Annotated in this window: 11 protein-coding genes; 6 read left to right on the top strand and 5 right to left on the bottom strand. The window is 75.5% G+C overall.

All coding sequences use genetic code 11. The annotated features are described in order from the left end of the window. Positions 1–4: 4 nt before the first annotated feature. Complete coding sequence (locus tag ACZ7FF_RS17425) at positions 5–460, bottom strand: hypothetical protein (RefSeq protein WP_470813060.1); 456 nt, start codon at positions 458–460, stop codon at positions 5–7. A 467-nt stretch (positions 461–927) separates the two neighbouring features. Next, entirely contained in the window at positions 928–1,686 is a 759-nt protein-coding gene (locus tag ACZ7FF_RS17420; RefSeq protein ID WP_470813059.1) for a PaaX family transcriptional regulator C-terminal domain-containing protein, read from the bottom strand. Positions 1,687–1,757: 71 nt separating this feature from the next. Here ACZ7FF_RS17420 and ACZ7FF_RS17415 point away from each other — a divergent pair, with 71 nt between their 5' ends. Then, positions 1,758–3,443, top strand: a complete 1,686-nt coding sequence (locus ACZ7FF_RS17415) for an acyl-CoA dehydrogenase family protein (protein ID WP_470813058.1) — start codon at positions 1,758–1,760, stop codon at positions 3,441–3,443. Between the two features lie 457 nt (positions 3,444–3,900). After that, on the top strand, positions 3,901–5,883 hold the full coding sequence (locus tag ACZ7FF_RS17410) for a HEAT repeat domain-containing protein (RefSeq protein WP_470813057.1): 1,983 nt from the start codon (positions 3,901–3,903) through the stop codon (positions 5,881–5,883). A gap of 279 nt (positions 5,884–6,162) precedes the next feature. On the opposite strand, the gene ACZ7FF_RS17405 is transcribed toward ACZ7FF_RS17410, so the two are convergent. Further along, on the bottom strand, positions 6,163–6,744 hold the full coding sequence (locus ACZ7FF_RS17405; RefSeq protein WP_470813056.1) for an Rv1733c family protein: 582 nt from the start codon (positions 6,742–6,744) through the stop codon (positions 6,163–6,165). Positions 6,745–7,025: 281 nt separating this feature from the next. Between ACZ7FF_RS17405 and ACZ7FF_RS17400 the strand changes: the two genes are divergently transcribed. The 4 genes from ACZ7FF_RS17400 to ACZ7FF_RS17385 all read left to right on the top strand — a co-directional run bounded on the left by ACZ7FF_RS17400 (position 7,026) and on the right by ACZ7FF_RS17385 (position 10,939). Continuing rightward, positions 7,026–8,114 carry a WD40/YVTN/BNR-like repeat-containing protein gene (locus ACZ7FF_RS17400; protein WP_470813055.1) on the top strand — a complete coding sequence of 363 codons (1,089 nt, stop codon included), beginning with the start codon at positions 7,026–7,028 and terminating at the stop codon, positions 8,112–8,114. 85 nt (positions 8,115–8,199) lie between these two features. Then, positions 8,200–8,877 (top strand): uracil-DNA glycosylase, encoded by a 678-nt coding sequence (locus tag ACZ7FF_RS17395; RefSeq protein WP_470813054.1) that lies wholly within the window; start codon positions 8,200–8,202, stop codon positions 8,875–8,877. Further along, positions 8,874–9,848 carry an N-acetylglucosamine kinase gene (locus ACZ7FF_RS17390; protein WP_470813053.1) on the top strand — a complete coding sequence of 325 codons (975 nt, stop codon included), beginning with the start codon at positions 8,874–8,876 and terminating at the stop codon, positions 9,846–9,848. The genes ACZ7FF_RS17395 and ACZ7FF_RS17390 overlap by 4 nt, the downstream gene beginning before the upstream one ends. A 164-nt stretch (positions 9,849–10,012) precedes the next feature. After that, positions 10,013–10,939: a sirohydrochlorin chelatase gene (locus ACZ7FF_RS17385; protein ID WP_470813052.1), complete on the top strand. Its 927-nt coding sequence runs from the start codon at positions 10,013–10,015 to the stop codon at positions 10,937–10,939. A 414-nt stretch (positions 10,940–11,353) separates the two neighbouring features. Here ACZ7FF_RS17385 and ACZ7FF_RS17380 read toward each other — a convergent pair whose 3' ends face one another. Both ACZ7FF_RS17380 and ACZ7FF_RS17375 read right to left on the bottom strand, forming a co-directional pair. Beyond that, a complete protein-coding gene (locus tag ACZ7FF_RS17380; RefSeq protein ID WP_470813051.1) occupies positions 11,354–12,391 on the bottom strand; it encodes a lactonase family protein in 1,038 nt (345 codons plus the stop codon). Positions 12,392–12,574: 183 nt separating this feature from the next. After that, positions 12,575–14,065, bottom strand: coding sequence for an FUSC family protein (locus ACZ7FF_RS17375; RefSeq protein WP_470813050.1), 1,491 nt, complete (start codon positions 14,063–14,065; stop codon positions 12,575–12,577). Positions 14,066–14,076: the final 11 nt, after the last annotated feature.

Genomic DNA, 14,076 nt, shown 5'->3' with positions numbered 1-14,076 from the left:
CTCCTCAGAGCGTGGTGCGGTCGGGCCGTGCCGTGGGCCCGAGCGGGCCGGCCGAGGCCTTCGGTGCCGAGGCGTCGGGGGCGCCCGGTGGCCGCGCCTCGGTCGCCGGGGCGTGTTCGGGGGTCCCGGTGCCGGTCCGCACCGCGGCGGTGCCCAGGTCGTGCGCGGGCTCGGCGTCCCGCGCGTCCGCGTCCGCCTGCGGGGCGGGCCGGGGCTGGGTGAACCAGGCGACGGCCGCGCCGGTCACGGCGACGGGCCACTCCACGACGCCGGCGACTCCGAGCAGTCCGGCCCCGGCGTACACCGCCATGCGCCGGCCGCGGGGCGAGATGGCGCCGACCTTGCCCAGGGTCTCCTCCGCGGCCCTGCCCACCATCCCGGCACCGGGCACCCTGCGCAGTGCCGAGGCCGCCCCGCGCAGCGGAGCGGTGAGGGCCGACGACGATGTCTGCTGAGCCATGACTCTCCTCGGGTGAGATCACGTTCGATCGCCCCACCGAGTGCCCGCGACCGTGCTGGTCATCCACCTATTCCCAGGGAACGCTCCGGACCGCGTACGCGCCACCCGCACCACCCGACCACGGGACCGCCTCTGCCGAGAGCGCTCCCGGCGCCGACGCGCGACGACCATGGGCCGACACGGGCCGACGCCCGACGCGCAGTGCCCGCCCCGTTCTCCTCACCGCCCAGGACGCGCGCGCCGGAGCGCCTCTCCGCCATGCCACACCGGCCGCCACCCGGCCACCGGTACACGCCCCGCGGGGACGCGGCACGGGGCGCACGCCGGACACCTCGCCGCCACCCCGCCGGCCGGTGCTCAGCGAGCGGTGGCGGTCCGCCGGGACACACGCCGGAGCACCTCTCCCCCATGTCCGCCACCCGGCCGCCGGTGCACGCCCCGCAGGGACTCGCGGCGGTGGCTCGTCGTCACGCGTCGCGTTCCCTGTGTCCCACTGAGGCGGCCAACTCCCTCTGGTAGGCGGCGTAGGCCGAGCGCAGGGTCTCGCCCGGCCAGTCGGCGGGGAGCAGCACGGGCGGGAGGACGGGGTCGGTGACGAGATGGCGCACGATCGCCGCGAAGGCGGTCAGCCGGTCGGCCGGGTGCGGGGAGCCGTCCGACCCGGCGAGCAGCTCGCGGGCGGTGTCCGCCCAGGCGTCCAGCGGCCAGAGGCGGCCGACGAGGTCGTGCGGCGGTTCGCCGGGACGCGCGGTGTACGTTCCCGCCACCCGGGACAGATCGTCCGGCAGAGGCCGGTCGAGGTTGGCCGGGCGCAGCCACGCGCCCTCGCGGAGTTCGGCCAGCCGCAGGGCGGTCAACCGGGCGCGCAGATCGGCGCGTTCGGCGGGTCCGCGGCCCGTCGCCGTGATCACCACCATCTCCCAGTCGCCGTGCCACGCGCGCGTGCGGGGGTGCACGGCTTCGTCCTGGCGGCGCTGGCGGGCCAGCAGCCGGTCGCTGAGCGCGTAGACCGCGTCCGTGCGCCGCAGGTCCCCCGCCGCGACCATGCGGCTCAGCGCGGCCCGCAGCGTGGAGCCGCCGACGCCGAAGGGCTCCACCAGCCGCACGAGGTCCCTCACCGGCAGCTCGGGCGGGTGCACGCCGAGGAGCATGCTCAGCACGACCGACCGGGCGGACAGCGGCCGCAGGCCGGCCGCACCGGGTCCGGCCGACAGGTTCATGCGCATGGGCACGTACTTTACGTGCGCCTTCTTGTTGCATCATTGCTACGACCGCAGCGAGAGTGCAACATGACCGTATGGTCTCGACACCCGCGCAGTCCCCCACGCAGATCCAGCCGCAGCACGCCCTGTACGAGGGCACGCACGACGTCACCAACCAGGCCCCGCCCCTGGCCCCCTACGACGCCTCCGACGACCGGGCCCTGCTGGAGGGCCTGCGCCGGGAGGGTGCCGACTGGGCCGAGGACGGCATCCGGCGCCTCGGGGCGCACGCCGGCAGCGCGCAGGCGCAGGAGTGGGGCGAGCAGGCGAACCGGTACGAGCCGGTGCTGCGCACCCACGACCGGTACGGCAACCGCGTCGACGAGGTCGACTTCCACCCCAGCTGGCACCACCTGATGCGCAGCGCGGTCGCGGAGGGCCTGGCCGGGGCACCGTGGGCGGACGAGCGGCCCGGCGCCCATGTGGCCCGTACCGCGGGCGGACTGGTGTGGGGACACACCGAGGCGGGCCACGGCTGCCCGACGTCGATGACGTACGCCGCCGTGCCCGCGCTGCGCGCACAGCCGGATCTCGCCAAGATCTACGAGCCGCTGCTCACGAGCCGGGAGTACGAGCCCGGACTGCGGGTGCCGGCGGAGAAGCCCGGGCTGCTCGCCGGAATGGGCATGACCGAGAAGCAGGGCGGCTCCGACGTCCGGACGAACACCACCACGGCCACCCCCACGGGCGAGCCCGGCGTGTACACGCTGCGCGGGCACAAGTGGTTCACGTCGGCGCCGATGTGCGACGTCTTCCTGGTGCTGGCGCAGGCCCCCGGCGGTCTGTCGTGCTTCCTGGTGCCGCGCGTGCTCCCGGACGGCAGCCGCAACACCTTCCGCATCCAGCGGCTCAAGGACAAGCTGGGCAACCGCTCCAACGCCTCCTCCGAGCCGGAGTTCGACCAAACCGTGGCCTGGCTGGTCGGCCCCGAGGGACGGGGCGTGAAGACCATCATCGAGATGGTCAACTGCACCCGCCTGGACTGCGTGATGTCCTCGGCGGCGCTGATGCGCAAGACGCTGGTCGAGGCCGGTCATCACGCGCGCCACCGCAGCGCGTTCGGCGCCCGGCTGATCGACCAGCCGCTGATGCGCAACGTCCTGGCCGATCTCGCGCTGGAGTCCGAGGCGGCGACGACGCTCACCCTGCGGCTCGCCGGGGCCGCGGACCGCGCGGTGCGCGGGGACGCCGGGGAGCGCGCCTTCCGGCGGATCGCCACGGCCGTCGGCAAGTACTGGGTCACCAAGCGGGGTCCGGCGTTCACCGCCGAGGCCCTGGAGTGCCTCGGCGGCAACGGGTACGTCGAGGACTCCGGCATGCCCCGGCACTACCGGGAGGCTCCGCTGCTGTCGATCTGGGAGGGCTCGGGGAACGTCAACGCGCTGGACGTGCTGCGCGCCCTCGGCCGTGAACCGGACACCGCCGAGGCCCTGTTCGCCGAACTCGCCCTCGCGCGCGGGGCGGACGCCCGGCTGGACGCGACCGTGTCCGCGCTCCGGGCCGGCCTGGCCGGAACCGACCAGGCCGGCGCCCGCCGGCTCGTCGAGCGGATGGCGCTCGCCCTCCAGGCCTCGCTGCTGGTCAGGTACGCACCGCACCCGGTCGCGGACGCCTTCTGCGCGACCCGGCTCGGCGGCGACTGGGGGCACGCGTTCGGCACGTTGCCCACCGGGACCGGCCTGGACGCGATCCTGGACCGGGCCCTGCCTGCCGGCGACTGACCCCTCCCCCGGACGCGCGCCGCGCCGGTCCGCCGGGTGGCGCGCACCGCCGGGCGGACCGGCGCGCCGCCCCCGGCCGGTGACGGCTGTCCACCTCCCTCGGCCGCTGACGGCTGTCCGCCAACCCCCGGCCCCTGACGGCTGTCCGTCTCCATCGGCCAGTGAGCGGTGCGCGCCGCCACCGGCCCTGACGGGTACGCGCCGTCGCAGGCCCGGAAGCGGTGCGCGCCGTCGCAGCCCGGAAACGGTGCGCGCCGCCACCGGCCCTGACGGGTACGCGCCGTCGCAGGCCCGGAAGCGGTGCGCGCCGTCGCGGGCCCGGAAGCGGTTCGTGCCGCCCTCGGCCGGTGGCCGGTGTGTGCCGACGGATCGCACACAGTCAGCGTGCGGTTCCGCACCGTTGTCAGTCCCGTGGTGCACACTCGCGATCAGGTGGCACTCGTCTGGGGAGGACAACGTGTTCACGGGGATCGACGAGGTCGACTGGGCCTCGCTGCGGCACGCGTACGGCAGCGCCGAGGACGTGCCCGGATGGTTACGGGCGCTGGCGTCCACGGACACCGCCGAGCGGGCGACCGCGCTCGACGGGATGTACGGCGCGGTGCACCACCAGGGAAGGGTGTACGACTCGACGCTGGCCTGCGTCCCGTTCCTGTTCTCGCTCGCGGCCCGCGAGGAGGTGCCGGACCGCGGCGGCATCCTGGAACTGCTGGTCAGCATAGGCGCGGAGAGCGAGAGCGGGGACCGGCGCGCACGGGAGGCGGTGAGCGCGGGCGGCGAGGTGTTCGGCCGCCTCGCCCAGGACCCCGACCCGGCGGTGCGCCGGGGCGCCGCCGGGGCCCTGGTGCGCTTCGCACGTGATCCGGCACAGGTCCTGGACCTGCTGCGGCGCCGGATCCGGGCCGAGCGGGACGACCGCGTCCTGCTGGCCCTCACGGAGGCGCTCGGCCTGCTCGCCCGCCGGTACCCCGCGCACGCCGACGGCGCGGTGGACCTCCTGGCCGAACAGAGCGCGCCGCCGTTCGCCCCCGGGCCGCGGCTCGCCGCGCTCGGGCAGCTCGCGCTGGGCGCGCCCGCCCGCCTCCCCGCCGACCTGGTGCCGACGGCCGTTCGGCTGCTGAGGGAGCGGTCCGCGCACCGCGTCGAGGTCCGTGAGCACGGCGACCCGGACACCCTCGTGGAGCGGCTGCGACGGCTGCGTCCCTCCGACGAGGAGGGCGCCCAGCTGCTGCGCACCCTGCACAGCGCGCTCGGCGACCGGGTCGACGACCGTATCGCCCTGCTCATCGGCCAGTTGACCAGTCCGGACCCGGTGGACCGGTGCAACGCGGTGTGGCTGTCCGCGGGGCTGTTCCGTGGCTGGCGCGGCGACTACACCGGGGCCGTCCGGCTGCTCGGCAGCCAACTGGACGCCGAGGAGGACCGGTTACGGGACGCGGCGGTCTCGGTGCTGGGAGAGCTGTTCGCCCTGGCCGCGCCCGCCGCGGACGCCCTGCACGCGCTGGTGACGGCCCGGCCCGACCTGTGGATCCACCGCTGGGAACGCGGCTCCCCCACGCTCGGTGGCCCGCTCAAGGCCCTCGCCAGGAGCGGCGATCCACGGGCCGTCCTGCCCCTGGCCCGGCTGCTGGCGGGGCCTGCGGCACCGCCGGGCCTGGGGCTCGAACTGGCCCACCTGGGCCGGGCGGCGGCCCCGCTCGCGCCGGCGCTGCGCCACCGGCTCGGCAGGGTCCCCCTGGCCTCCCCCGCAGCCGCCCGGCTGGCCGCCCCCTTGCTGACGGGGGTCAGAGCCGTGGGAGACCGGGAGGCGGTGCCGGAGGTGCTGCGACTGCTCCAGGGTGCCCCGGACGGCCTCGGGGCGCGCGACGCCCTCGTCGTCCAGGTGATCGAGACGCTGGAGGCGTTCGGCGCCACGGCGCGGGCGGTACCTCTCCTGCACACGCTGCTGTACACCCGACACGCGGCCGCCGCGGCAGGCGCGCTGTGGTCGGCCGAGGGCGACGCTTCCCTCGCACTCCCCTTCCTGCTGCACGAGTTGGCGCAGGGCGACCCGGCGAGCCGCCGTCTCGCCGCCCACCGGCTGGGCAGGCTGGGCCCGGCCGCGCGCGCCGCCCTGCCCGAGCTGCGCCGGGCCGCATGGTCGGGGCCGGTGCGGGAGCGAATCCCGGCCGCGTGGGCGCTGTGGCTCATCGACGCGGACCCGGAACCCGTCCTGCCGGTCTTCCGGGCCGCCTGGGCCGAGGACCCGCGCACCCGCGGCCCCGTCGCCCGCCGCCTCGCCTCGATGGGCGCGGCGGCCGAGCCCCTGCTGGACCTGGTCACCACCGAACTGGCCGGCCCCCACCGCCACACCACCCACGAAGCCGGCTACGCGAGCGGGGACATCCCGAAGGACGAGGCGCTGCTGCGGGCGTGCCGGGAGGTGCTGGCCAAGTCGTAGGGCAGCGGGCCGCCTCTTCACATGCCGCCGGCGGCCGGGCCACTCTGGTGCCGCGCAGGCGGCGCTCGGGGGCATCGGGCGGGGAGGCGCCCACTTCGGCCGAAGGCGGAGGGCCGGAGCGGGGCCGCCGTAGTGCGAGGCGCTGAGGGCAGCCGGGCAGAGCCCCTCCCCGGTGTACTCGCGGCGCCGCGGCCGAGGGTCGGCGAAGGCTGCTCGCCGACGCCGATCGCCCCTTCGCCGTGGGCCTGTCGGGATGCCTCGGGGCACGCCGTACGGGCCTCAGACCATCCGCCCCCACTGCGGTCCCAGTCGGGCCCATTCCGTGTCCCAGGCGGTCATCCGGCCGCGCTCCAGGCGGCCGCGGAGGACCAGGCCGCCGACGAAGGGGAGCGCGGCGGCGCTGATGCCGACCAGGCCGCCGACGAGGATGCCCCGGAAGGTGGCCTCGGAGGCGGTGGTGGGGCGGTTCACGAGGTGGCCCTGCGGATCCGTCCACACGGTGACCGGGGATCCCGCGGTGCTGCCGGGTGCCACCCGGACCTGTCCGGTGTGGGCGGAGCCGTCGGCCGCCGTCCAGCGCACCTTGGCCCACACCCGCTCGCCGCCGGTGGTGTGCTTCTGCGCGGGGCGCGTGCCCGGGGCCTGTCCGACGACGCGGGCCACGGCGGGGCGCCAGTCCGCGCGCTCCCGGGCCAGCCCGTGCTCGACCGCCCGGGCCGCCGCGAGGCCGGCCAGCACCCCGGCCAGCAGGGTCAGCAGCCAGACGCCGAGCACCACCCAGCCCTCCACCACGTCGGCCCGGCGTTTGAGCGGGTTGCGCCGCCAGCGCCACAGCCACACCTTCGGACCACGGAACGCCATCAAGGGCATCCTCCTCACGAGCGCACCGACCGGCCGGACCGTCCCTCCATACGGGAGAGATCGCTCCGTTGCTCACGACGAGCCGTCACCCCGACGGTCGCACGAGACGCCCTCTTCGCGCAGGCGCATCCCGGAACCGGCCCGGACGATCTTGGCCACGGACCGACGGCGCCGCGTTGACCTGCGGGAACGAGCTCTCCCAGGGAGAGTGTCAGTGGCGGGGTGCAGACTGGCCGATATCTGACGACTACCTGGACGATGGCGTCCCGGAGGTGATCGGCATGACCGAGGTACTGCTCGCCGTGGGCACCCGCAAGGGTCTGTTCATCGGGCGGCGGCGGGGCGGCGGCCCCTGGGAGTTCGACGAGAGTCCGTATTTCAACGCGCAGGCGGTCTACTCGGTCGCGATCGACACCCGGGGGCCCGCGCCGCGGCTGCTGGCGGGCGGCGACAGCGCACACTGGGGCCCGTCCGTGTTCCACTCCGACGACCTGGGCCGCACCTGGACGGAACCGTCCCGGCCGGCCGTCAGATTCCCGAAGGACACCGGCGCCTCCCTGGAGCGCGTCTGGCAGCTGCACCCGGCCGCCGCCGAGCCCGACGTGGTGTACGCGGGCACGGAACCGGCGGCGCTGTACCGCTCCGAGGACCGCGGCGAGAGCTTCGAACTGGTCCGGCCGTTGTGGGAACACCCCACCCGGTCCCGGTGGGTGCCCGGCGGCGGCGGTGAGGGCCTGCACACGGTGCTCACGGACGCGCGTGACAAGCGGGCGGTGACGGTGGCGGTCTCGACGGCCGGGGTGTTCCGCACCAGCGACGGCGGCGCGAGCTGGACACCGTCCAACTCCGGTGTCTCCGCGGTGTTCCTGCCGGACCCGAACCCGGAGTTCGGCCAGTGCGTGCACAAGGTCGCCAGGGACGCGGTCGACCCGGACCGGCTGTATCTCCAGAACCACTGGGGGGTGTACCGCAGCGACGACGCGGGCGCCCACTGGACCGACATCGGCGAGGGCCTGCCGTCCACGTTCGGCTTCGCGGCGGCCACCCATCCGCACCGCAGCGACACGGCGTACGTCTTCCCGATCAACGCCGACGCCGACCGGGTGCCCGCCGAGCACCGCTGCCGCGTCTTCCGTACGGCGGACGCGGGCAAGACGTGGGAGCCGCTGAGCAGAGGCCTGCCGGCGGAGGACCACTACGGCACGGTGCTGCGCGACGCCCTGTGCACCGACGACGCCGACCCGGCGGGCGTGTACTTCGGCAACCGCAACGGTGAGGTGTTCGCCTCGGCCGACGACGGCGACAGCTGGCAGCAACTGGCCGCCCACCTGCCGGACGTGCTGTGCGTCCGGGCGGCGGTGGTGGGTTGAGCGTGCCGAGGGGGGGCGCGGGTGTCCGGTCCTGCCCTGGCCATCGGTTGATCGCCGAGCGCCGTACGGCAGTAGGGTGACGCCCGTGGCACCACGACCCTTGCATGAAATCGTCGAACCGGGCTGGGCGAAGGCCCTGGAACCGGTGGCCGGACGGATCGCCGAGATGGGCGACTTCCTGCGCGCGGAGATCGCCGCGGGACGCACCTACCTCCCGGCCGGACCCAACGTACTGCGGGCCTTCCAGCAGCCCTTCGACGAGGTCCGGGTCCTGATCGTCGGTCAGGACCCCTATCCGACCCCGGGCCATGCGGTGGGCCTGTCGTTCTCGGTCGCGCCCGAGGTACGCCCGCTGCCGCCGAGCCTGATCAACATCTTCCGCGAGCTCAACGCCGACCTGGGGCTGCCCCAGCCGTCCAACGGCGACCTCACGCCCTGGACGCAGCAGGGCGTGCTCCTGCTCAACAGGGCGTTGACCACCGCCCCGCGCAGCCCGGCGGCCCACCGCGGCAAGGGCTGGGAGGAGGTCACCGAACAGGCGATACGGGCGCTGGCAGCGCGCGGCAAGCCGCTGGTGTCCATCCTGTGGGGCCGTGACGCCCGCAACCTGCGTCCGCTGCTCGGAAGACTGCCGGCGGTGGAGTCCGCGCACCCCTCGCCCATGTCCGCCGACCGCGGGTTCTTCGGCTCGCGTCCCTTCAGCCAGGCCAACGACCTGCTGATCCAGCAGGGAGGGCAGCCGGTGGACTGGCGTCTGCCGTGACCGCCGCCGGATATCTCGCCGTGGACTCCGGCGGTTCCGGCCTCCGGGTCACCGCCGGTCACCCGGGGCGGGCGCCGACCGCGCCGCGCGAGACACGGGAGCCGGTCCGTACCGGTGCGCGGGGCATCGACCCCGGCCATCTGATGGCCCAACTCGTGCCGCTGGCACGGGCGTCGGCCGAGGAAGCCGGCGTGGACGAGCTGAGCACGGCCGTCGTGGGCGCCGCCGGGTTCGCCGGCCTGGGCGACGCCCTGCGCGCGGAACTGCCGGACGCCCTCGCACGGGAGCTGGGCGTGCGGCAGGTGGCGCTCGCCGCCGACGCCGTCACCGCGTACGTCGGCGCCCTCGGCCCGCGTCCGGGCGCGGTGCTCGCCGCGGGGACCGGGCTGATCGCGGTCGGCACCGACCTCACGGGCTGGCGGAGGGCCGACGGCTGGGGACACCTGCTGGGCGACTGCGGGAGCGGCGCCTGGATCGGGCGGGCCGGCCTGGAGGCGGCGCTGCGCGCCCACGACGGCCGCGACGGCGGTTCCGCCCCGCTGCTGACCTGCGCCGAGGAGCAGTTCGGGCCGGTGAGCGGGCTGCCCGGACTACTCTACCCACGAGCCGACCGGCCCGCCGTGCTGGCCTCGTTCGCGCCCCGCGTGGCCGACTGCGCCGGGCACGACCAGGTCGCGGCGGGCATTCTGCGCGCGGCGGCCCGGCACATGGCCGACTCCGCCGCGGCCGTGTGCCCGGCGGACGGGGTACCGGAAGTGGCGCTCACGGGTGGCCTGTTCAAGATGGGCGACCCCCTCCTCGTACCGCTGCGCGAGGAGTTGGCGGACAGGCTGCCGCACGCACGGCAGGTCCCGGCGGAGGGCGACCCGCTGCACGGCTCGGTACGGATCGCGACCGACCTGGCGGCCGGCCGGCTCACCCTGCCGGGTGAACCGACGATGCTGCACGTCGTCACGACGCAAGCACAGTGACGTCCCCACATAGGTGGATTGATCCCCTTGTCGTCCCATGTTCCCGGCACGTGCCGGGAACACGTGCCCCAAGGCCGTAACTCATCAGACAAAACAGGACGGATACCGCTCACCTGCACCCTCCCCGAACAGGGGAGCCCAATAAGCCAGTAACATGCGGCGCCATGAGCTCCCCCACTGGGCCCGCGTCCGGCCTGCCAGTACGAATGCCGCGACCCCGCCAACCCGGACGGCACCGCCGACCGGAACCGCTGGTGGCTCCCGAGGGCGCGCCCGCGCTCGTCCTCGCGGTGCCCGGCGTGCCCGGTGCCGCCACCCGCAGCCTCGCCGAGGAGGTCGTGAGCATCGCCCGCTCCGAGCTTCCCGGCCTGGACGTTCGCATCGGATACCTGGACGGGGACGACACCGAGTTCCCCGCGCTGCGGTCCGTGCTCGCGCGCGCCGCCGACGAGCGGGCCGCCCGCTACCAGCAGGCCGTCGCCGCGGGTGTCGAGGGCGTCAAGGAGCCCGACGGCCCGGTCGCCGTGGTCGTGCCGCTGCTGGCCGGTCCGGACAGCGCGCTGCTGCGCCAGATCCGTCAGTCCGTGATGGACAGCCGGGTCGCCGCCGATCTGACCGATGCGCTCGGTCCGCACCCGCTGCTCGCCGAGGCGCTGCACGTCCGCCTGTCCGAGGCGGGTCTGGCCCGCGCCGACCGCGCGCGGCTGTTCACCGTGGCCACCGCGGCCGACGGCATCATCCTGGCCTCCGTCGGCGGCGACGAGGCCGTGCAGGCCGCCGGGATCACCGGCATGCTGCTCGCCGCGCGCCTGGCCGTGCCGGTGATGGCCGCGGCGCTGGACCAGGAGGGCTCCATCTCCTCCGTGGCCGAGCAGCTGCGTTCCTCCGGCTCGCAGCAGCTGGCCCTCGCGCCGTACCTGATCGGCCCGGAGATCGACCCGGCGCTGCTCGCGGCGGCCGCGGAGGAGGCGGGCTGCGCCACGGCCGAGGCGCTGGGCGCCTACCCGGCGATCGGCAAGCTGGCCCTCGCCAAGTACACGACGGCACTGGGCATCGCGCCGCAGCAGCCGCAGGGCACCCCGGTCCGCTAGTGCTGTGTCCGGCTAGGTTTGCCGGAAAGCTCGCGGCGTCCGGTGCGGTACATCGCAAGGCGGAGCATCGCCCGCGTACTGGATGTACTCGGGTGATGCGACAACGCGGCGTGCGGGTACCCCCGGCCGAAGGCTGGCGGAGTGCCGTGCCGGGCGTCGCGAGCCGGTGAACCTTTCCGGTCGCAGCACGAGCTCCACGGCACCCGCACAACCGGGGCCCGCTCCCTTCGGGGGGTGGGCCCTTCGCCGTACCGGCGGCGGGCGTACGGCGGCAGCCGTGGGGGCGTCGGGGCCGGTGCGGCGTGACGGGCCGCCGAGCGCAACCAAGCTGATCAGCGCGCCGGCCCGCCCGAGCCCCTCAGCCCCTCAGCCCCTCAGCCCCTCAGCCCCTCAGCCCCTCAGCCCCTCAGCCCCTCAGCCGAAGACGATGCAGGAAGCCGCGGTGATCTGTACCGAGCCGTCGTAGCGGGGCAGGCCGGTCCGCTCGTCCACCTCGAACCAGCTCACGTCGCCGGAGCGCTCGTTGGCGACGTAGAGGAAGCCGTCCCGCTCGGCCAGCGCGCGGGGCCAGTGTCCGGCGCACGGCGCCGTGCCGGTCAGCCTGATCCCGTCCCCCTCGACGGCGAGGACCGACAGGACGTCCTCGCCCCGGGTCGCGGTCCACACGAAGCGGCCGTCGGTCGAGACCACGATGCCCGACGGGTAGGCGTCGCCGGCCGGGGCGCCCGGCAGCACGGGGACCTCGCTGAGCGGCTTCAGGGTGCCGCTCGCGGCGTCCCAGCGGCACACCGTGACCGTGGGGGTGAGTTCGTTGACGACGTAGGCGTGCGCGCCGTCCGGGTGGAAGGCCAGGTGGCGGGGGCCGGAGCCGGGTCGCAGCGCGAACTCGCGGTGCAGCACCGGGGCGCCCTCCTCCATGCCGCACACCCGCACCGAGTCCGTGCCGAGGTCGACGCTGACCGCCCACCGGCCGGAGGGGTCGGGCTGCACCTGGTGGGCGTGCGGGCCTCGCTGGCGCCGGTCGTGCGGGCCTGAGCCGGTGTGCTGGAGCCTGCCGGACGGTTTGGCGGCGAGCGTGCCGTCGGGGCGGACGGGCACGGCGGTGACGCTGCCGCAGCCGTAGTTCGCGGTGAGCACATGCCCGGCGTGCAGGCTGAGGTGGGTGGGTCCGCTGCCGTCCACGGGGACGGGCGGCCCGGCGAGTTCCGGCCGGTCCCCGCCGACGCGGTAGGCGGCGACGGCGCCCTCGGCCGTCTCGCTGACCGCGTAGAGCGCCTCGCCGTCCGGGGAGAGGGCCAGGTAGGAGGGGTCCGGTACGTCGTTCACGGCGGCGACCAGAGTGAGGGCGCCGCCGTGGGGCGCGACCTCGGCGGTCACCAGTCCGGGTCCGCCCGCCGCCGTGAACGAGCCGACGAACGCCCGCCGCCTGCCCGCGCTGCCGCCCTGTTCCACCGTTGTCCCCTCTCGGTCGAGCCTCGGTCGAGCCAGTCCGGGGCCGACGGTAGCAGCGATCAGGGGCGGTCTAGACCAAATGGGTGAAGCAGCGGGGAGGTCACTTACACCGCTTCGGGTACGGAAAGGCCCCCCGCCGTACGGCGGGGGGCCGGTGAGCCGCGTTCGGCGCGCGGGGAGGCCTCAGGCGCCCACCAGCCGTGACCCGGAGGGTGCCCGCAGCGGCTCGGCCAGGTCGGCGAGGGCGCGTTCCAGGCCGTGCAGGTGGGCCAGGGCGGGTTCGGCGGGGGGCTCCGCGGGGTGCCGGACGGGCTCGGCGCCACCCGTGGTGAGCGCCTCGACGGCGGACTCCACACGCCAGCAGGCCGCGGCCAGCCGGGCGTCGTGGGAGGCCTCGGGGTCGGCGGCGACCGCGACCAGACCACGGACCTCACGGGCGCAGTCGTCGAGGAGCGCGAGCACCCGCCGGGCGCGCCGCTTGCGGGCGGGCATGGGGTTCAGCGGGTGCACCAGCGGCGCGACCGACAGCCGGACGCGGCCGAGCAGGTGCTCCAGTTCGGCCACGCGCGGGGCCGGGTCCGCCGTCGGGGAGCCGGCGAGGCGCGCCGCGGCCTCGGCGGTGCAGGCGTGGACGCAGCGCAGGGCTCGCTGGATCCAGGCGTCCGTGGTCGCGTGCGTGGTGACCGGCAGCACGAACAGCACCGCGAGCATGGCGCCGAGGGCCCCGACGCCGGTCTCGGTGAGGCGCAGGGCGAGCAGGTCCGGGCTGAGGACGCCGAGGAGGCCGTAGAGCATCTCGGCGAGCACGGTCACCCAGAGCATCATCCAGGTGTAGGAGACGGCGGCGGTGTAGAAGATCCCGAACACGGCGACCGCGACGAGGACGGCCGTCGGGACGGGCGCGCCGTGGACGGGCACGGCGACGAGGAAGCCCAGGCAGATGCCGAGCAGGGTGCCGAGGACGCGGCGGAATCCGCGTACCAGCGTCTCGCCGCGCGAGGCGGTGTTCACGAAGACCCACCAGGTGGCGCCGACGGCCCAGTACCAGCGCTGTCCGGACACCAGCTGGCCCACGACCAGGGCGAAGCCCGCGCCCGCCGTCGCCTGGACCGCCTGGCGCGTGGTCGCCCGGGCCAGCCCGGTCCCGGTGGGTGCGGCGGGTGCGGGGGCCGGGGGCAGTCGGCGCTCGTAGCACCAGGCGCCGAAGCGGATCACGGCCGCGCTGAGCACGGACAGCAGGACGGCGGCGTACAGCTCCGGCAGCTGGGTGGGCGTGGCGTGCAGGAACTGGGCCACGAAGAAGGTCATGAAGGCGAACACGCCGAGGCTGTGCCCGCGCGGTCCCCAGCGGCGCGCGTACACGCCGGCGCCGACGACGGCGAGGAAGGCGAGGTCCCGCGCCACCGGGTACGCGTGCAGCTCGGCCGCGGCCGCGAGCACCGGCAGGCCCACGGCGGGCAGCAGCGCGGTGGTGACCGCCTGTCCGCGCATGGTGGCGTCGGAGACGGTGAACAGGGCGAGCAGCGCGGCAAGGCCGCCGGAGACCGCGCCGGGGAGGGAGTTCCCGGCGAGAAGGCAGACCACGACCGCCAGCCCGATGCCGAGGACGGCCCGCGCGGCGAAGCGCAGCCGCGCCCGCCCCGGGTCCGGAGCCACGAACACCCTCTTCAGCACTGTTTTCCTCC

The organism is Streptomyces sp. NPDC037126 (genome assembly GCF_055605965.1).
This window is presented reverse-complemented; position numbering and strand designations above follow the sequence as displayed.

What these genes read in the sequence shown, in the direction of transcription:
- ACZ7FF_RS17400 (WP_470813055.1), top strand. Translation starts at nt 7,026, where the DNA reads ATGACCGAGGTACTGCTCGCCGTGGGCACCCGCAAGGGTCTGTTCATC.
- ACZ7FF_RS17405 (WP_470813056.1), bottom strand. Translation starts at nt 6,744, where the DNA reads ATGGCGTTCCGTGGTCCGAAGGTGTGGCTGTGGCGCTGGCGGCGCAAC.
- ACZ7FF_RS17425 (WP_470813060.1), bottom strand. Translation starts at nt 460, where the DNA reads ATGGCTCAGCAGACATCGTCGTCGGCCCTCACCGCTCCGCTGCGCGGG.
- ACZ7FF_RS17420 (WP_470813059.1), bottom strand. Translation starts at nt 1,686, where the DNA reads ATGCGCATGAACCTGTCGGCCGGACCCGGTGCGGCCGGCCTGCGGCCG.
- ACZ7FF_RS17415 (WP_470813058.1), top strand. Translation starts at nt 1,758, where the DNA reads ATGGTCTCGACACCCGCGCAGTCCCCCACGCAGATCCAGCCGCAGCAC.
- ACZ7FF_RS17385 (WP_470813052.1), top strand. Translation starts at nt 10,013, where the DNA reads ATGAGCTCCCCCACTGGGCCCGCGTCCGGCCTGCCAGTACGAATGCCG.